The sequence below is a fragment of the Porphyrobacter sp. ULC335 genome (assembly GCF_025917005.1).
In the GTDB taxonomy this organism is placed as follows: Bacteria; Pseudomonadota; Alphaproteobacteria; order Sphingomonadales; family Sphingomonadaceae; genus Erythrobacter.
Map to the genome: position 1 here is coordinate 3,193,012 of NZ_CP078091.1, position 16,919 is coordinate 3,209,930.

The 16,919-nt window shown below is 64.4% G+C and carries 18 protein-coding genes; 5 read left to right on the forward strand and 13 right to left on the reverse strand.

All coding sequences use genetic code 11. The annotated features are described in order from the left end of the window. Positions 1 to 65: 65 nt before the first annotated feature. Both KVF90_RS15305 and KVF90_RS15310 read left to right on the forward strand, forming a co-directional pair. Positions 66 to 785 (forward strand): GcrA family cell cycle regulator, encoded by a 720-nt coding sequence (locus KVF90_RS15305; RefSeq protein ID WP_264392426.1) that lies wholly within the window; start codon positions 66 to 68, stop codon positions 783 to 785. Positions 786 to 869: 84 nt separating this feature from the next. After that, entirely contained in the window at positions 870 to 1,826 is a 957-nt protein-coding gene (locus KVF90_RS15310; RefSeq protein ID WP_264392427.1) for a YdiY family protein, read from the forward strand. A gap of 1 nt (position 1,827) precedes the next feature. On the opposite strand, the gene KVF90_RS15315 is transcribed toward KVF90_RS15310, so the two are convergent. The 5 genes from KVF90_RS15315 to KVF90_RS15335 all read right to left on the reverse strand — a co-directional run bounded on the left by KVF90_RS15315 (position 1,828) and on the right by KVF90_RS15335 (position 6,823). Continuing rightward, positions 1,828 to 2,508, reverse strand: coding sequence for a spermidine synthase (locus KVF90_RS15315; RefSeq protein ID WP_264392428.1), 681 nt, complete (start codon positions 2,506 to 2,508; stop codon positions 1,828 to 1,830). A gap of 71 nt (positions 2,509 to 2,579) precedes the next feature. Further along, a complete protein-coding gene (pnp, locus tag KVF90_RS15320; RefSeq protein WP_264392429.1) occupies positions 2,580 to 4,880 on the reverse strand; it encodes a polyribonucleotide nucleotidyltransferase in 2,301 nt (766 codons plus the stop codon). 172 nt (positions 4,881 to 5,052) lie between these two features. After that, positions 5,053 to 5,322, reverse strand: coding sequence for a 30S ribosomal protein S15 (rpsO, locus tag KVF90_RS15325; RefSeq protein WP_086608857.1), 270 nt, complete (start codon positions 5,320 to 5,322; stop codon positions 5,053 to 5,055). A gap of 14 nt (positions 5,323 to 5,336) precedes the next feature. Then, entirely contained in the window at positions 5,337 to 6,251 is a 915-nt protein-coding gene (gene truB / locus KVF90_RS15330; protein WP_264392430.1) for a tRNA pseudouridine(55) synthase TruB, read from the reverse strand. Beyond that, on the reverse strand, positions 6,248 to 6,823 hold the full coding sequence (locus tag KVF90_RS15335) for a thymidine kinase (protein ID WP_264392431.1): 576 nt from the start codon (positions 6,821 to 6,823) through the stop codon (positions 6,248 to 6,250). Before KVF90_RS15335 ends, truB begins: the two co-directional genes overlap by 4 nt. Positions 6,824 to 6,903: 80 nt before the next feature. Between KVF90_RS15335 and KVF90_RS15340 the strand changes: the two genes are divergently transcribed. Then, positions 6,904 to 7,488 (forward strand): YceI family protein, encoded by a 585-nt coding sequence (locus KVF90_RS15340; protein WP_264392432.1) that lies wholly within the window; start codon positions 6,904 to 6,906, stop codon positions 7,486 to 7,488. Here KVF90_RS15340 and rbfA read toward each other — a convergent pair. The 8 genes from rbfA to pspF all read right to left on the reverse strand — a co-directional run bounded on the left by rbfA (position 7,485) and on the right by pspF (position 15,599). Then, positions 7,485 to 7,901 (reverse strand): 30S ribosome-binding factor RbfA, encoded by a 417-nt coding sequence (rbfA, locus tag KVF90_RS15345; RefSeq protein ID WP_264392433.1) that lies wholly within the window; start codon positions 7,899 to 7,901, stop codon positions 7,485 to 7,487. The two genes, KVF90_RS15340 and rbfA, sit on opposite strands and share 4 nt — an antisense overlap. Then, positions 7,901 to 8,347 (reverse strand): PaaI family thioesterase, encoded by a 447-nt coding sequence (locus tag KVF90_RS15350; RefSeq protein ID WP_264392434.1) that lies wholly within the window; start codon positions 8,345 to 8,347, stop codon positions 7,901 to 7,903. Before KVF90_RS15350 ends, rbfA begins: the two co-directional genes overlap by 1 nt. Beyond that, the gene (gene infB, locus KVF90_RS15355) at positions 8,344 to 10,887 is read right to left on the reverse strand and encodes a translation initiation factor IF-2 (protein WP_264392435.1); all 2,544 of its coding nucleotides are present in this window, start codon (positions 10,885 to 10,887) and stop codon (positions 8,344 to 8,346) included. Before infB ends, KVF90_RS15350 begins: the two co-directional genes overlap by 4 nt. 9 nt (positions 10,888 to 10,896) lie before the next feature. Further along, positions 10,897 to 11,676 (reverse strand): DUF448 domain-containing protein, encoded by a 780-nt coding sequence (locus KVF90_RS15360; RefSeq protein WP_264392436.1) that lies wholly within the window; start codon positions 11,674 to 11,676, stop codon positions 10,897 to 10,899. Next, on the reverse strand, positions 11,657 to 13,303 hold the full coding sequence (nusA, locus tag KVF90_RS15365) for a transcription termination factor NusA (RefSeq protein ID WP_264394552.1): 1,647 nt from the start codon (positions 13,301 to 13,303) through the stop codon (positions 11,657 to 11,659). Before nusA ends, KVF90_RS15360 begins: the two co-directional genes overlap by 20 nt. Beyond that, a complete protein-coding gene (gene rimP / locus KVF90_RS15370) occupies positions 13,300 to 13,863 on the reverse strand; it encodes a ribosome maturation protein RimP (protein WP_264392437.1) in 564 nt (187 codons plus the stop codon). The genes nusA and rimP overlap by 4 nt, the downstream gene beginning before the upstream one ends. Positions 13,864 to 14,025: 162 nt before the next feature. Then, positions 14,026 to 14,427: a PilZ domain-containing protein gene (locus KVF90_RS15375; protein WP_264392438.1), complete on the reverse strand. Its 402-nt coding sequence runs from the start codon at positions 14,425 to 14,427 to the stop codon at positions 14,026 to 14,028. Positions 14,428 to 14,540: 113 nt separating this feature from the next. Then, positions 14,541 to 15,599, reverse strand: coding sequence for a phage shock protein operon transcriptional activator (gene pspF, locus KVF90_RS15380; protein ID WP_264392439.1), 1,059 nt, complete (start codon positions 15,597 to 15,599; stop codon positions 14,541 to 14,543). A gap of 158 nt (positions 15,600 to 15,757) precedes the next feature. Between pspF and KVF90_RS15385 the strand changes: the two genes are divergently transcribed. Both KVF90_RS15385 and pspA read left to right on the forward strand, forming a co-directional pair. Next, positions 15,758 to 15,943, forward strand: a complete 186-nt coding sequence (locus KVF90_RS15385; protein ID WP_264392440.1) for a hypothetical protein — start codon at positions 15,758 to 15,760, stop codon at positions 15,941 to 15,943. A gap of 1 nt (position 15,944) precedes the next feature. Then, on the forward strand, positions 15,945 to 16,919 hold the full coding sequence (gene pspA / locus KVF90_RS15390) for a phage shock protein PspA (protein WP_413676991.1): 975 nt from the start codon (positions 15,945 to 15,947) through the stop codon (positions 16,917 to 16,919).

Here is a 16,919-nt window from a genome sequence, read left to right on the forward strand (position 1 = left end):
GCACCGAAGCCTCTGACAAGCATTCGGCCCGCAGCGACGCGGGACACAGGAAACAGGTAGACGATATGAGCTGGACGGACGAGCGCATCGGAACGCTCAGGAAGATGTGGGAAGGCGGCGCAACCGCCAGCGAGATCGCCACAGAACTGGGCGGGGTCAGCCGCAATGCCGTGATCGGCAAGGCGCACCGTCTTGGGCTGAAGGCGCGCCCTTCGCCGGTAAAGGCGAACGAGAAGAAGAAGGCGGCTGCTCCGGTCAAGAAGCCCGCGGCTGCTACGCCAGCGCCTGCACGCCCTGCGGAGCCGCGCGCCGAGCCTGCCGAACGCAGCCATGCTCCGAGCGAGGCGGCCGAACGTCCCATGCCGCGCCCTGCGGCCCAGCCTTCGCGCGTTGATGCGGGTGCGGATGACGGGGCTTCGCCATCCATTCCGATGCCGGCAGCCGATTTGCCCAAGATCGTCTCGGTCGGCCCTGGCGGCTTCCTGCGTCAGGGTCCGGGCGACCAGCAGGCTCCGATTCCCCCTGCCCCGCCGCGCCGCCTCGTCCCGGCTAAGCCGAGCGCCGAGATTGCCGGCAAGACCACGCTGCTCGACCTGTCCGAGAAGGTCTGCCGCTGGCCGATGGGTCATCCGGGCGAGCCCGATTTCCACTTCTGCGGCCAGCCGGTAAACCCGGGCTTCCCCTACTGCGTCGAGCATTGCGGCCGTGCCTATCAGGCACAGCTGCCGCGCGGCGTGCGTCGTCCGCCCCCGCCGCTGCCGTTTGGCGGGCCCCGCGTTCGCTGATCGACTGGTTCGCGGGGCGCGCGGGGTATTCCCCCGCCCCGCGGTGCCCTCTATGGCTGCATAGGGCCGAAGGGAGCGCTTGATATGAACGCCGTTCGCGGATTCTCGATGGCAGTCATAGTGGCAGCGTTGGCTGTGCCTCAGGCTGCAGCAGCAGAGCTTCCCGAACCGGTACGCGCCATGATCGATGCCGCCATCTCCAGCGGTGACGAAGGCAAGGTGCGCATTGTGGCCGAACTGGCCCGCACCACCAACCCGTCCGACATCGCCGAAATCGACGCTATTGTCGCCACGTTCGAAGCGAATGTGGCCGCGCGAAAAGCTGCCGAGGCCGAAGCCAGGCAAGCCGCGCTGCGTGAGGCTGACCTGTTCGACAACTGGAGCGGCAAGGGCGAGCTGGGAGGTTTCCGTGCGACCGGGAATTCCAGCAACACCGGGCTCACCGCCGGTCTGACGGTCGACCGTCAAGGCATCGCATGGCGGCACCGACTGACAGGTCGCGTCGATTACCAGCGCGCCAATGGGACCACCACCCGCGAACAGTTCCTTGCCCGTTACGAGCCCAACGTGAACGTATCGGACAATTTCTACGTCTATGCGCTGGCACAGTACGAGCGTGATCGTTTTCAGGGCTTCTCGGGGCGATACGCGATTTCAGGCGGTATGGGATACCAGGCGCTCAAGGGCGAAGATGTCCAGCTTTCCGTGAAGGCCGGCCCCGCGTACCGCGTAACGGAGTTCATCGACGGGCGCGAGGAAAGCCGCATTGCGGGGCTTGTGGCGCTCGATTTCGATTGGAATATCACCGAGCGGCTGAAGCTGACGCAGGACACCAATGCTGTGGCCGAGACGGGCGGATCAGCGGTCGCAATCATCGATTCGCGCAACACCTCGATTGACCTGATCACCGGGCTCGACGCCACGATCGCCAAGAGCCTCAAGGCGCGTTTCTCCTATGCCGTCGAATATGACAGCAACCCGCCGCCAGGTGCCGTGCAGACCGACACGCTGAGCCGCGTGACGCTGATCTACGACTTCTGACCTAGGCCTTTTGGGCGAACCAGATGATGTGATGCGCACCCTTGTTGCCGGGGCGCGAGCGCACGTTCCATTCGGTCACAGTCAGGCCCGTATCGTAAAGCCGCTTGCGGAACGCAGCGTCGGGTCCGGCCGACCACACGGCAAGGATGCCGCCCGGCGCGAGCGCATCGCGCGCCTTGGCAAGGCCAGTGCGTGAATAGATGCGGTTGTTCGCATCGCGCACGATCCCGTCCGGCCCGTTATCGACATCCAGCAGGATGGCATCGAACTTTGCGCAGGTGCCGTCGTTGGCATCATCGATCAGCGCGGCGACATCGCAGATCTTGAGATCAAGTCTCGGGTCGGAAAGCCCCTCGCCGGTGAGGGCAGCCATTGGCCCCTTCGCCCAGTCGATGATCGCCTCGGAAATCTCCGCGACGACAATCTGTGCCTTGGCGCCAAGCCGTGCGGCGGCTGCGCGGTAGGTGAAGCCCATCCCGTAGCCGCCAATCAGGATGCGCGCGTTGTCCTTGTCCAGCCGCTCCAGAGTGAGCTCGGCCAGCTGCTCTTCGGAAAAGCGCATCCGCGTGCTCATCAGCTCGTTGCGCCCGAGCACGATCATGAAGTGACCGGCGTGGGTGTAGAGTTCGAGGAGCACGCCGTCCTCGATCTGGGTGGTGTCGATCAGTTCGCGCTGGAGCATCGGTAAAGTTCCAAAAACAAGGCCGCCCGGATCGCTCCGGGCGGCCGATAGTCATGCCTCAGGCGAGGCGATTAGTCCTTGAGGAAGTCGGGGAGACCTGCCGGACCGCTGTCGCGCGGACCACGGTCACCGCCGCGATCGCCGCCGCGACCACCACGGTCGCCGCCACGGCCACCGCCGCCGCCCTTGGGCCCGCGACGGTCACCGCCGCGATCGCCGCCACGGCCACCTTCGCGGGGTTCACGCGCTTCGCGGGGCGGACGGGTGTCCTCCAGCTCAGCGCCGGTTTCCTGGTCAACCACACGCATCGACAGGCGGACCTTGCCGCGCTGATCGATCTCGAGCACCTTGACCTTCACTTCCATGCCTTCGGAGACGACATCGGTCGGCTTTTCCACGCGCTCGTTGCGCATTTCCGAGACGTGCACGAGGCCGTCCTTGCCGCCCATGAAGTTCACGAACGCGCCGAAATCGACGATGTTCACGACCTTGCCGTTGTAGACCTTGCCGACTTCGGCTTCCTCGACGATGCCGAGGATCCACTTCTTCGCCGCTTCGATCTCGTCGACGTTGCTGGACGAGATCTTGATCACGCCTTCATCATCGATGTCGACCTTGGCGCCGGTTTCAGCGACGATCTCGCGGATCACCTTGCCGCCGGTGCCGATGACGTCACGGATCTTCGACTTGTCGATCTGGATCGTCTCGATGCGCGGCGCGTGCTTGCTGACTTCGGTGCGGGCACCGGTCAGCGCCTTGGCCATTTCGCCAAGGATGTGCATCCGGCCGGCCTTCGCCTGCTCGAGTGCCTTGGCCATGATTTCCTGCGTGATGCCGGCAATCTTGATGTCCATCTGCATCGTGGTGATGCCAGCCTCGGTGCCGGCAACCTTGAAGTCCATGTCGCCGAGGTGATCTTCGTCACCCAGGATGTCCGACAGAACCGCAAAGTCCTTGCCTTCGAGGATCAGGCCCATGGCGATGCCCGAGACAGGCGCCTTCACCGGAACGCCCGCGTCCATCATCGACAGACAGCCGCCGCAAACGGTCGCCATCGAGGACGAGCCGTTCGACTCGGTGATGTCCGACAACACGCGGATGGTGTAGGGGAAGTCCTCACGCGAGGGCAGCACGGGGTTCAGCGCGCGCCAGGCGAGCTTGCCGTGACCGACTTCGCGGCGCCCCGGGGCGCCGAAGCGGCCCACTTCACCGACCGAGTACGGCGGGAAGTTATAGTGCAGCATGAAGCTGGTGTACGACAGGCCTTCCAGACCATCGATCATCTGCTCGGAATCCTTGGTGCCGAGCGTGGTCGTGCAGATCGCCTGCGTTTCACCGCGGGTGAACAGCGACGAGCCATGGGTGCGCGGCAGGAAGCCGACGATCGCTTCGATCGGGCGAACCTGATCGAGCTTGCGACCATCGATGCGCTGGCCATCCTTGAGGATCGCACCGCGCACGATTTCAGCTTCGAGCTTCTTCATCAGCTTGCCAGCGACCATCTGGGTCTGGCCACCTTCGTCAGCGAAAGCCGCCTTGGCCTTGGCCCGCGCTTCGTTGAGCAGGTTCGAACGCTGCGACTTGTCGGTGACCTTGTAGGCCGCCGCGATGTCGCCGCCGATCAGGTCCTTGAGCTTGGCCTTCATGTCAGCAGTGTTGTCGCTGAGGTCGACAGTCCAGGGATCCTTGGCAGCCTTCTCGGCCAGATCGATGATCGCACCGATCACGTTGCGGATCTCGTTGTGGGCGAACATCACCGCACCGAGCATTTCTTCCTCGGTGAGTTCCTTCGCTTCGGACTCGACCATCATCACCGCGTCTTGCGTGGCGGCGACAACGAGATCGAGGCGGCCTTCGGCGAGCGCCTTGTCCTGCTTCGGGTTGAGCGTGTATTCGCCATCGACGAAGCCGACGCGCGCAGCGCCGATCGGGCCCATGAAGGGCACGCCCGAGATGGTCAGCGCAGCCGAAGCCGCGATCATCGCGACGATATCGGCCTCGGTTTCGCCGTCAAACGACAGAACCTGGCAGATCACGTTGATTTCGTTGTAGAAGCCTTCGGGGAACAGCGGGCGGATCGGACGGTCGATCAGGCGGCTGGTCAGCGTTTCCTTTTCGGTCGCGCCGCGCTCACGCTTGAAGAAGCCACCCGGGATGCGCCCGGCGGCCGAGAACTTTTCCTGATAGTGGACGGTGAGCGGGAAGAAATCCTGCCCTTCCTTCACGGACTTGGCAGCGGTCACGGCGCACAGCACCACGGTTTCGCCATAGGTGGCCAGAACGGCGCCATCGGCCTGACGGGCAATACGCCCGGTTTCCAGAGTGAGGGTCTTGCCGCCCCACTCCAGCGATACGGTTTTCGTGTCGAACATTGATTTTCCTTTTGACCCGCGCGGCCACATTGCCGGGCGGGGCCTCATGTGCCGGGGAAACAACCGTCCCGGTCCGGTGCGGAGCGCTTCGGCCCCAAGGCGTGCAGACCGGATGTCTGCGTGCCCCATATGCAAAAAAGGCGGCCCTTTGAGCCGCCTTTTCGCAAAACTCTTACTTACGCAGGCCCAGCTTCTGGATCAGGGCGTTGTACCGCTCCACATCCTTCTTCTTGAGGTATGCGAGCAGCGTGCGGCGCTTGTTGACCATCATCAGCAGGCCGCGACGCGAATGGTTGTCCTTGTGGTGATCCTTGAAGTGCTCGGTCAGGTTGCGGATACGCTGCGTGAGGATCGCAACCTGCACTTCGGGGCTGCCGGTGTCCTTGGGATCACGGGCATTGTCAGCAATGATTGTCTGCTTAACTTCGGCGGTCACCGACATAGTACGTCTCTTTCTTACTCAGCGACATCGGGAAGGTTGAACCCCCGGACGACCGTGGCCATCCCATCCGTGATTTCCATCAGCGCGACCGGAACAGAGCCCAGTTTCGCCAGATAAAGCCCGGATGATTGGGGCATGTCAGACAGCACCCGGCCCTGTCGGACCGCCTGCGCGCTTGTCTGATCGAGATAAAGGGCCGGGATGTCGTCCAGCCCCGCCTCTAGCGGCAGGAGTAGGTATTCAAGGCCTGCGCCCTTAGCCGCTTCCTCCAGTTTGTCCAGCGAAATCGCCTGTTCCTGCGTGAACGGGCCCGCCTTCGTACGGCGCAGATAGGTGACGTGGCCGACCGTGCCCAGCGCATATGCAACGTCGCGCGCGAGGCTGCGGATATAGGTGCCTTTGGAAACATGGGCGACGAGCGTGACGTCGCCATGCCCGACCGTTTCGCCGCAAATCGCCAGCGAATGAATCGTAACGCTGCGTGCCTTCAGCTCCACCACCTCTCCCGCCCGCGCCAGATCATAGGCGCGCTGGCCGCCGACCTTCAGTGCCGAGTAGGCCGGTGGCACCTGTTCGATCGGCCCGGTAAAGACCGGCAGCACCGCCTCGACCTCGGCCAGCAATGGCCGGATCTCGCTCGTCGCAACCACTTCGCCTTCGGTGTCGAGCGTCGATGTCTCCTGTCCGAATTCTATCGTGAATACATAGATCTTGGACGCATCGAGCATCCGTCCCGCCAGCTTGGTCGCCTCGCCCAGCGCGATCGGCAGCACGCCCTCCGCGAGCGGATCGAGGGTGCCGCCGTGGCCGACTTTCGTTTTGGCATAGCCGTTCTGCCGCAGCACGCGCTTCACCGCGCTCACGCCCTGGGTGCTGCCCATGCCCTTCGGCTTGTCGAGGATCAGCCAGCCTGAGAGAGGCACGCTCATCCGCGCAAAGCCTCGGAGAAATGCTTGCGGCACAGCGCGACATAGCGGTCATTCCCGCCGATCTCGGTCTGCTGGCCCTGCCGGACCGCCGCGCCGCTTTCATCAACGCGCAGGTTCATGGTGGCCTTGCGCCCGCAGTGGCAGACAGCTTTCAGTTCCACCAATGCGTCAGCAATCCCCAGCAGCACCGCCGAGCCGGGGAACAACTCGCCCTGAAAATCGGTGCGCAGCCCGTAGCACAGCACAGGAATGCCGGCCGCGTCCGCCAGCCGCGCGAGCTGCCAGACCTGATCGGACGTCAGGAATTGCGCCTCATCCACCAGGACGCAATCAAGTGGCTGCACCTTGTGGCTTGCGCTGATAGATATCCAAAGGTCGGTATCGGGGTGGAACTTGTGCGCCTCGCTCTCCAGCCCGATCCGGCTTTTCACCTGCCCGCCCGAACGGCTATCGAGCGCGGCAGTCCACAACATCGTCGCCATCCCGCGCTCGCGATAGTTGAAATCGGCCTGCAACAGGTGCGACGATTTGCCTGCGTTCATGCTGGCATAGTAAAAGTAGAGCTTGGCCATCGCGCGAGACTACCCATTCGCCGCACGCTGGGCGAGGTGGGGGTGAACCTTTTGCCCGGTTGAAACGTTAAGGCACCATCATGTTCAAGCCCGCCACCCGTCTCCGGATGATCCTGCTGCCGCTGGCGGCGGTATTCGCGCTGGCCAACACTGTCGGGACGCCGCAGCGCTACACGCTTGATGCCTCAGCCAGCAATGTCTCGGCCAAGGTTCCCTTCTTCGGCCTGTCCAGCAAAACCGCGCGCTTCCCGCGGATGCAGGGCGCGGTCACCATCGTGCCGGGAGCGCCCGAACGCGCAATGATCGACGTCACCTTCGATGCGACCGCAATCGAAGCACCTGATAGCGTGACGCTCGCAAGGCTGCGGGGTGAGAAGTTCTTCTGGGTGGAGAAATACCCGACGATCCGCTTCCTCGGCCGCTCGCTGAAACTCTCCAGCGCAACCCGCGGGACAGTGTCGGGCGAATTGACCGCGCGCGGTGTGACCCGCCCGGCGACGCTGGATGTGACCTTCAATGCCGATCCCATCGCGCAGGTGGGGAAGCCGGTCAGCTTTACTGGAACGACCACCATCGACCGGAGACAATTCGGGATGAAGTCCTACCAGCTGGTGGTCGGCAACAAGGTCGATATCACGCTGAAGGCGCGGATGCTGCCGCGTTAGGCCCCGTCTTCGTCGTCTTCGTCTTCCGCCAGATCGCGCGCCACCTTGGGATCGCGTAGCAGCGCCTCGATCCGGTCGGCCTCGGCGAAGCTTTCGTCCTTGCGAAACTTGAGCTTGGGCGCAAATTTGAGGCCCAGCCGTTGGGCGACCTCGCGCTGCAGAAACGCGGTATTCTGGCGCAAAGCGACCACCACTTCGTCCTCGCCCGCCCCCATCAGCGGCTTCACGTAAGCCGTTGCGTGGCGCAAATCGGGAGTCATGCGCACCTCGGTAACCGAGATATGAGCGGCGCGGACGACATCATCATGCACTTCGCCCCGCGCGAGCAGTTCGGACAGGATATGCCGCACCCGCTCGCCGACCTTGAGGACGCGGACCGATTGCTGTTCGGGGGTGAACGGAGCCTTGGCCATCAGCCGCCCATCCCGGTGCTGGTCGGCGTCGGCCGCGGGGTCGGCAGCGCGGTCGAGGTCGAGCGGGCGTAGATCGTGCCATCTTCGGCGAGCAATTCGCCCTCGAGGAAAATCACGCGCCGACCGCCCTTGACCACGCGGCCCTTGCCGATGATCATCGCACCTTCCGGGATCAGGCGGATAAGGCTCATGGAAATGTCGAGATTGAGCGGCGCCATTTCCCCGCCGGTCGCCGCGACATAGGCATAGCCCATCACATCATCGAGGTAGCCCGCGACCAAACCCCCCTGCACGCCGCCGCGCCAGGTGGTCATTTCGCGCTTCACCGTGAAGCGCATGGTCGCGGTCTGCGTCTCCGCATCCCAGCTGACAAATTCCGAGCCGAGCAGCGCCGTATGCGGCGACTGCCCGGCATCGTTGGGGTAGTGCGGGTCGTTCAGGCTCACAGTGTCCGCTCACGCTCCTCGACCGAGAACACTTCAAGCTGGTCGCCCGGCTTGATGTCGTTGGTGTCCTCGAGGACCACACCGCACTCGAGGCCGGTGCGCACTTCATCAACATCGTCCTTGAAGCGACGCAGCGACGCGATCTTGGTGGCCGAAACGATGACATCGGCGCGGGTGAGACGGGCGAACAGTCCCTTGCGGATGACCCCTTCTTCCACCAGCAGACCAGCCGCCTTGTCGCGTTTGCCCGACTTGAACACCTCTTTGACCAGCGCACGGCCGACCACATGTTCGATCCGTTCTGGGCCAAGCTCGCCGATCATCTCCTTGGCGATCGCATCGGTCAGGTGATAGATGACATCGTAATACATCATCCGCACGTTATCGCGCTTCAGCAGTTCGCGCGCCTTGGCGTTCGGACGTACGTTGAAGCCGATGATCGGCGCCTTCGATCCGCCTGCCAGCACCACATCGCTTTCGGTGATCGCACCGACGCCGCCATTGAGCACGCGCACCTTGATGTCGTCGTTCGACAGATTGTGCAGTGCGTTGACGATCGCCTCGACCGAGCCTTGCACATCGGCCTTCACCACCACCGGGAATTCGATGACGTTGGACGACAGCGTGTTAAACATCGTGTCGAAGTTGGTCGGTGCCAGCGCAGTGCGCTTTTCGGTCGCCATTTCCTGACGATACTTGGCCACTTCGCGAGCGCGCTGTTCGTTCTCGACCACGGTGAGGTTGTCACCGGCTGACGGTACGCCGCCAAGCCCGAGCACTTCGACCGGCATCGAGGGGCCAGCTTCCTTGAGCTGCTGACCCTTGTCATCGACGATCGCACGAACCTTGCCGCTTTGCGTGCCGACCACGAAGGTGTCGCCGCGCTTGAGCGTCCCGCGGGTGACGAGCACCGTCGCGACCGGGCCGCGGCCCTTGTCGAGCTGGGCTTCGATCACGGTTGCTTCGGCATCGCGATCAGGACGGGCGCGCAGTTCGAGCAGTTCGGCCTGAAGGCCGATGGCTTCGATCAGCTGGTCGAGACCAGCGCCGGTCTTGGCGGAAACCTCGACGTCCTGCACATCGCCGCTCATCGCCTCGACCACGATTTCGTGTTCGAGCAGACGCTCGCGGATCTTCTGCGGGTTGAATTCCGGCTTGTCCGACTTGGTGATCGCCACAATCATCGGCACGCCGGCCGCCTTGGTGTGGTTGATCGCCTCAATGGTCTGCGGCATCAGCCCGTCATCACCCGCAACCACCAGAATAACGATATCGGTGACATTGGCACCGCGCATCCGCATTTCGGTAAAGGCCGCGTGGCCCGGGGTGTCGAGGAAGGTGATCTTCGACTTGTCCTTTGTGGTGATCTGGTAGGCGCCGATATGCTGGGTGATGCCACCGGCCTCGCCCTTCACAACGTCGGTACCGCGCAGGGCATCCAGCAGGCTGGTCTTGCCGTGGTCGACGTGACCCATGATCGTGACAACCGGCGGACGCGAGACGAGGGTCTCTTCCGGATCGGTGTCCTCGCTCGAGTCGATGTCGACATCGCTCGCCGACACGCGCTGGATGTTGTGGCCGAACTCCTCGACCAGCAGCTCGGCAGTGTCCTGGTCGATGGTCTGGTTGACGGTGACCATCATGCCCATGTTGAACAGGGCCTTCACCAGATCCGCGCCCTTTTCGGCCATGCGGTTGGCGAGTTCGCTCACGGTGATCGCCTCTGGCACCACCACGTCACGGACCTGCTTCTCGCGCGGCTTCGACGGGCCGCCCTGACCGCGGCGTTCCTTCTCGCGGGCACGCTTGAGCGCGGCGAGACTGCGCGCACGGCGGCCTTCGTCTTCGTTGAGGGCGCGGGTAACGGTGAGCTTGCCCGAACGGCGTGCGTCCTTGCCTTCGTCGACCGGCGCGGCTCGCTTGTCGTCCTTTTTCTTGGACTTGAGTTCGGGTCGCTTGACCTCGGGACGCTCCACAGGCGTGAAGCGCCGCGCGGCGGGGGCCGCCTCGGTCTTGGCGACAGGTTCGGCCGTCTCGTTGGTCGCGGCAGGCGCCTCGACTTCGGGCGCAGCTTCAGGGACCGGAGCGGCGACCGGACTTTCGGCGCGCTGCTTTTCGGCCTCTTCCTCGGCACGGCGGTTTTCTTCGGCGCGGCGGCGCGCTTCTTCCTCGCGTTCGCGGGCTTCGGCTTCATCGCGCTTGCGGCCCTCTTCGGCCATGCGCAGCCGCTCTTCCTCGGCCTCGAGCTGGAGGCGCTTCACGCGCTCCTGCGGGGTCTCGCCCGCAGGTGCAGGGCGCGCAGGCTTCGGCGCGGGCGGCGGCGGAGCCGGGCGCGGCGCTTCGGCCACGGGTTCAGGAGCAGGCGGCGGAGGCGGCGGAGCAGCCTCGCCCGGCTTACCGAGCACGCGGCGACGCTTCACCTCGACCACCACCTTGTTGGTGCGGCCGTGGCTGAAGGTCTGCTTGACCTCGCCCGCATCCACCGAGCGCTTGAGGCCCAGGGGTTTGCGAGTGCGCTGGTTGTCGTTGTCGTCGCTCATTATCGCTCGTCAGTCCTTCACGTATTCATCAATATGCGCCGTACCGCCTGAAGGCGGCGCAGCGTCGCCGGAAGCTTTCCGGCCTGCCTCAATCGTCTCGTTCGCCCGATCATCCCCGGCGTATTGCACCAGCCGGGAAACCGCCTGAAGCACGCGGTTCGCCGCGCGCATGTCGCCGGGATGACCGGCAACGCCCAGGTGGACAACATTGTCGCGGCCCAATGCCACAGACAGCGCATTGCGGTCCAGTGGCAAGACTTGCCCGCGCTGGCCGGAGCCTTCGGCATCATTGCCGACGCGCCAGGCCTGGTCGAGCTTGCGCCGGCCATCCGCGCTGCTGTCGTTGGCATGGAGCAGCACGGCGACGCGCCCGCCGCGGGCCTGTTCCTCGATCCGGGCCGAGCCCATCACGATCTGGCCCGAACGCAATTCCAGCCCGAGCCGGTCACAAAGATGGCGAGCCAGCGCCGCTTCGACCCGTGCGGGCAGATCATCGGGGATGGTCAGCGGCGCACCCTTGAAGGCGCGCATCAGCGCCTTCCTGAGATGGCCTTCGGTCAGTGCGGTTTCAAGCTCTGCGCGGCTGACACCGATCCATGCACCGCGCCCGGGGGCTTTGGCAGCCGCATCGGGCAGCACCAGTCCATCGGGCGAAATCGCCAGACGCACCAGCCCTTCCCGCGCCGAGCTCTCGCCCGCCAGGATACAGCGCCGCTCGCTCCCCGCGGGTGCGGGAAGCGCCGGCTCAACGATGTCGGACGTCAGGCGCTCATTGGGTGGAGTCCGCATCGGCGGCCTCCTGAGTGTCAGGCGCGGAGACGTCTTCGTCTTCGAACCAGTGCGCACGGGCTGCCATGATGATCACGTTGCCCTGCTCTTCCGAGAGACCGTATTCGCCAAGCACCCCGCCCTTGTCGGTTTCGCGCTGCGGACGACGCTGCGGCGGGCCGGCAGCGTCGTTGTTGCGGCGACGCGGTGCTTCACGCTTCTTGGCGATCAACTCGTCGGTGGCGAGATCTGCCAGATCGTCGAGCGTCTTGATCCCCGCCTTGCCGAGCGTGACCAGCATCGCTTCGGTGAGGTGCGGGATTTCGGCCAGCGCATCCTCGACGCCGAGGCCGCGGCGCACTTCGCGGTGCGCGGCTTCCTGACGCTCGAGCGCTTCCAATGCGCGGCTCTGGAGTTCCTCGGCGAGTTCGTCGTCGAAGCCTTCGATGCTCGCCAGTTCGGCGATTTCCACGTAAGCCACTTCTTCCAGCTCGGCGAAGCCTTCGGCCACGAGCAGCTGCGACAGCGTTTCGTCGACGTCGAGTTCTTCCTCGAACATCTTGGACCGCTCGGCGAATTCCTTCGACCGCTTTTCCGAGGCTTCTTCCTCGGTCATGATGTCGATCTGGTGGCCGGTGAGCTGGCTCGCCAGACGCACGTTCTGACCACGGCGGCCGATCGCGAGGCTGAGCTGATCGTCAGGCACCACCACTTCGATGCGGCCATCGTCTTCGTCGAGAACGACGCGGCTGACAGTGGCGGGCTGGAGCGCGTTCACGACAAAGGTCGCGGTGTCTTCCGACCACGGAATGATGTCGATCTTCTCGCCCTGCAGTTCCTGCACGACGGCCTGCACGCGGCTGCCCTTCATGCCGACGCAGGCGCCGACCGGGTCGATGCTCGAATCCCGGCTGATCACGCCGATCTTGGCGCGGCTGCCCGGGTCACGGGCGGCGGCCTTGATCTCGATGATGTTGTCGTAGATTTCGGGCACTTCCTGCGCGAACAGCTTCTTCATGAAGTCGGGGTGCGCACGGCTCAGGAAGATCTGGGGCCCGCGGTTGTTGCGTTCCACCTTGGTGATAAGGGCACGCACGCGCTCGCCGGTACGGGCGGCTTCGCGGGGGATCTGCTGGTCGCGGCGGATCACACCTTCGGCACGGCCGAGGTTGACGATCACGTGACCGAATTCGACCGACTTGATGACGCCGGTGATGACTTCACCCTGACGGTCCTTGAACTCTTCGAACTGGCGCTCGCGCTCGGCATCGCGGACCTTCTGGAAGATCACCTGCTTGGCGGACTGCGCATCGATCCGGCCGAGATCGACCGGGGGCAGCGGATCGACGATGAAGTCACCGACCTTGGCGCCCGGCTGAAGCTTCTCGCCCTGCTTCAGATCGACCTGCTTGAAGTAGTCTTCGACTTCTTCAACCACCTCGACAACGCGCCACAGCGTCAGATCGCCGGTCAGCGGATCGAGCTTGGCGCGGATGTCATTCTCCGCGCCGTAGCGGTTGCGCGCGGATTTCTGGATCGCTTCTTCCATCGCCTCGATGACGATCGACTTGTCGATCATCTTTTCCGAGGCGACCGCGTTGGCGATTGCAAGGAGTTCTGCCTTGTTGGCGGAAATGGCACTCATCAGTCGTCTGCCTTCTCTGTATCTTCGATGAGTTCGTCAGCACCGCTGGTATCCAGCGGGCGGGTGGCGGCGATCAGCGCGTCGGTAAGGACGAGCTTCGCGGAGTGAATATCAGCGAGCGGCAAGCGCACATCGCCTGCCTTGACCTCGGCAACGAGGATCATACCATCCTCCAGCCCGCCAAGCACGCCCTTGTTGACGCGCTGGCCGTCATAGCTCTTGTCCATGACAATCCGCACCTCGTGACCGGCCCAGTTCGCGAAATCCTTTTCGCGGGTCAGCGGACGGTCAATGCCGGGCGAGGAGACTTCGAGGTGGTAGGCGCCTTCGATCAGCACTTCACCCGCCTCTTCCGCAGCGTCGATCACATCCGAAACACGGCGCGACAGCGCGGCGCATTGATCGATCACAAGCTGCCCGGTGGCCGGATCTTCGGCCATGATTTGCAGCGCCATGCCGCCATCACCAGCCTCGGACGACAGCATTGCCACGCGCACCAGCTCAAACCCCAAGGCAGTCGCCTCGGGTTCGATCAGCTGGGTAAGACGCGCGATATCGGCCATGGAGTCTTTCGTTGCGGGGGCATTGCACAAACGCGGTTTTGGGCCGGCCCCCGGAGGCGCCAGCATCCAAACCTTGTCACGACAATGCCGGGATTGGCGGTGCAACTAGTCGCTCAAGTGCGATTTGGCAAGAGCGAACCGTGCACCTGCGCGGGCCTCCGATCACTTCTCCCCGGTGACCCAGCGCCGCACCTGATCGCGCAACTCGGCGCTTTCGCGTTGGTGCAAAGTGTCGGCATGATGCCGGACCCGCACCACTGCGCCGTGAGGGAGCGGGGCATCGAAAGCGAGCGCGTTGACCCCGCCGTCGCCGCTTCGCTGGCAGCGCACCACTTCGCCGAACATTTCAAGCTGCGCGACTGTGAGATAGCCCCCCATTCCCGCGGACATAGGGTTCGCAAGGGCAATGCGTGCCCCGGTCTGCGACAGATCGAGCAAGATGCACTCATAGGTGCCGTAGATGGTCGTAAACCGGACCGGGATCGAAAGCCGAAGGCGCGCCGCTGCCCGTCGCCCAATCGGCGCAATATCCGTATTCGGCACAGTAAGGGCGGGATCAGGCATAGTGCCCTAGCGTCACAAATTGCGGTGACTATTAGGACATGCCTGACCCTGGGGACATTACCTAGGGGCGGCCACGGCGCCTGTTCGTCGCTCAGGCGAAGCTGCCGGAGCGGTCAGGCGCTGTCGTCCTGCCCCTCCATCAGCGCGTGCTTCCGGATGCAGTGGCGCAGCTGATCATAGGTCAGTCCGAGCGCACGGGCGGTCTGGCGCTGGTTCCAGCGGTGCTTGCCCAGCGCATGGGAGAGGATCGCTCGCTCGTGCGCATCGACTGCGGCGCGCAGGTCTTCGACACTGTCGAAGCTGGGCTGCGCCGGAGCGGACGCAGCGCTGTTTGCCGGCCCGGTTCCCCGCGATGCGGAGGGTCCAGAACTGCGCCGATGCTCGGGTGGACGCGGTCGCCAGGGGCTATCGAACGGGTCGAACTGCACATGCGCGATCGGCATGTCCGGCGATTCCCAGCGATAGACCGCGCGCTCCACCACATTGCGCAGCTCGCGGACATTGCCCGGCCAGGGATGATCTTCGAGCGCATCCATGATGTGCGGCGCAAAGCCCGGCCAGCGCTCCCAATCGAGTTCCGCCGCCATGCGTCGCCCGAAATACTCGGCCAGCACGCCGATGTCGCCTTCGCGCACGCGCAAGGGCGGCAGGGTGATGACTTCGAAACAGAGGCGGTCGAGCAGGTCGGCGCGGAATTCGCCCGCGGCAGCGAGTGCGGGCAGGTCGTCATTGGTGGCCGCGACAATCCGCACGTCGACCCGGATCGGGCGGGAGGCACCGATGCGGGTCACTTCGCCGTATTCAACCGCGCGCAGCAGCCGCTCCTGCGCCCCCATGCTGAGCGTGCCGAGCTCATCAAGGAACAATGTGCCCCGGTCCGCCTCCTCGAAGCGACCCGCTCGCGATTTCGTTGCGCCGGTGAAGGCCCCCGCTTCGTGCCCGAACAGCTCGGCCTCGATCAGGGTTTCGGGCAGCGCCGCGCAGTTCATCGTCACCAGCGGCTCGTCCCAGCGGCTCGACAGGCGGTGAAGGCGTTCGGCGATCAGTTCTTTACCCGTCCCCCGCTCGCCGATCACCAGCACCGGACGGTTCATCGCTGCGGCGCGACTGGCGCGTTCGACCGCGTCAAGGAAGGCCCCGGACTGACCGATGAATTGGCTCTCGAGCTTCATGTCCAAACTATAGTGAAAATCCCCAATGCTTGGCAATAGCGACCAACGCCTCCTCCCGTCATTGCGCCGAAAACCGCAGAAATCCGCCATTCCCACAGTTTGGCACGCCGGTTGCAAAATACCCGGCAAGACCACGCAATCCACACGGGAGGCCCACAATGATCAACCGCAACGCCGCACAGAGCCGCTTCTGGAGCTCCAAGCTCGGCCACGCCGCGATGGCCAGCATCGCTGCCATGGTGATGATGATCGCCCTGTCCTCGCAGCTTCAGCCGGGCGCTGCCAACGCCGCCCCGATCGCCCATCCCGCCCCGGCTTCGGGCGCGATGATCGAGATCGCCTGAGGTGGGCGATCCGTTTGACCCCCTCGGGCCGGAGCGCCCCTCGCAGGCTGTCCCCCCTGCCGACGCTGACCGCATCGCACACCCCACACGCGATGCTTTCGACAGCGATGCTCCGGCCCAACCTTCCCGCCTGCTCAGCGCCGGGCGGCTGTCGCGGCTCGATGAAGAAATCGAAGCCTTGCGCCGCAGCCCCACCCCGACGCAATCTGGTGGACGCACCACCCCGTCGCAGGACGCGCGAGTCGCGCCTTTCGACCGGGTCAATTCGTTTCTCGATGGAGTAGCCTTCATGGGCATTTTCAGCCGCACCCGCGACATCATTGCCGCCAACTTCAACGATATGCTCGACAAGGCAGATGACCCGTCGAAGATGATCCGCATGATCATCCTCGAAATGGAGGAAACCCTGGTCGAAGTCCGTGCCAGCGCGGCACGCACCATTGCCGACCAGAAGGAAATGCACCGCCACTGCGTCAAGCTTGACCGGCTGCAGGCCGATTGGGGCGAAAAGGCGCAACTCGCTCTCAGCAAGGACCGCGAAGACCTCGCCCGCGCCGCACTGGTCGAGAAGAAGAAGGCCGGCGACATGGCCGACCAGCTCAAGACCGAAATCGCCGTGCTCGATGATGCCTTGCGCGCTTACGAGGAAGACATCGCCAAGCTGCAGCACCGCCTGCGCGAGGCCCGCAGCCGCCAGACCGCAATCGCCGCGCGTCTCGAAAGCGCCGAGAACCGCGTCAAGCTGCGCACGCTGATGAGCACCGAGCGGACCGATGAAGCGCTCGCCCGCTTCGACCAGCTCGAACGCCGGGTCGATTACGCCGAAGGCCGCGCCGATGCCCTGCGCATTGCCGAAGACGGTCCGCCGTCGCTTGCCGATCAGATTGCCGCACTCGGCGGATCGGATGCGATCGACGATGAACTCGCCGCCATGAAAAAAGCGCTCGGCAAGGCCGACGACAGCAAGGGGGAATAG

What these genes read in the sequence shown, in the direction of transcription:
- KVF90_RS15305 (WP_264392426.1), top strand. Translation starts at nt 66, where the DNA reads ATGAGCTGGACGGACGAGCGCATCGGAACGCTCAGGAAGATGTGGGAA.
- KVF90_RS15310 (WP_264392427.1), top strand. Translation starts at nt 870, where the DNA reads ATGAACGCCGTTCGCGGATTCTCGATGGCAGTCATAGTGGCAGCGTTG.
- KVF90_RS15315 (WP_264392428.1), bottom strand. Translation starts at nt 2,508, where the DNA reads ATGCTCCAGCGCGAACTGATCGACACCACCCAGATCGAGGACGGCGTG.
- pnp (WP_264392429.1), bottom strand. Translation starts at nt 4,880, where the DNA reads ATGTTCGACACGAAAACCGTATCGCTGGAGTGGGGCGGCAAGACCCTC.
- rpsO (WP_086608857.1), bottom strand. Translation starts at nt 5,322, where the DNA reads ATGTCGGTGACCGCCGAAGTTAAGCAGACAATCATTGCTGACAATGCC.
- truB (WP_264392430.1), bottom strand. Translation starts at nt 6,251, where the DNA reads ATGAGCGTGCCTCTCTCAGGCTGGCTGATCCTCGACAAGCCGAAGGGC.
- KVF90_RS15335 (WP_264392431.1), bottom strand. Translation starts at nt 6,823, where the DNA reads ATGGCCAAGCTCTACTTTTACTATGCCAGCATGAACGCAGGCAAATCG.
- KVF90_RS15340 (WP_264392432.1), top strand. Translation starts at nt 6,904, where the DNA reads ATGTTCAAGCCCGCCACCCGTCTCCGGATGATCCTGCTGCCGCTGGCG.
- rbfA (WP_264392433.1), bottom strand. Translation starts at nt 7,901, where the DNA reads ATGGCCAAGGCTCCGTTCACCCCCGAACAGCAATCGGTCCGCGTCCTC.
- infB (WP_264392435.1), bottom strand. Translation starts at nt 10,887, where the DNA reads ATGAGCGACGACAACGACAACCAGCGCACTCGCAAACCCCTGGGCCTC.
- KVF90_RS15360 (WP_264392436.1), bottom strand. Translation starts at nt 11,676, where the DNA reads ATGCGGACTCCACCCAATGAGCGCCTGACGTCCGACATCGTTGAGCCG.
- rimP (WP_264392437.1), bottom strand. Translation starts at nt 13,863, where the DNA reads ATGGCCGATATCGCGCGTCTTACCCAGCTGATCGAACCCGAGGCGACT.
- KVF90_RS15375 (WP_264392438.1), bottom strand. Translation starts at nt 14,427, where the DNA reads ATGCCTGATCCCGCCCTTACTGTGCCGAATACGGATATTGCGCCGATT.
- pspF (WP_264392439.1), bottom strand. Translation starts at nt 15,599, where the DNA reads ATGAAGCTCGAGAGCCAATTCATCGGTCAGTCCGGGGCCTTCCTTGAC.
- KVF90_RS15385 (WP_264392440.1), top strand. Translation starts at nt 15,758, where the DNA reads ATGATCAACCGCAACGCCGCACAGAGCCGCTTCTGGAGCTCCAAGCTC.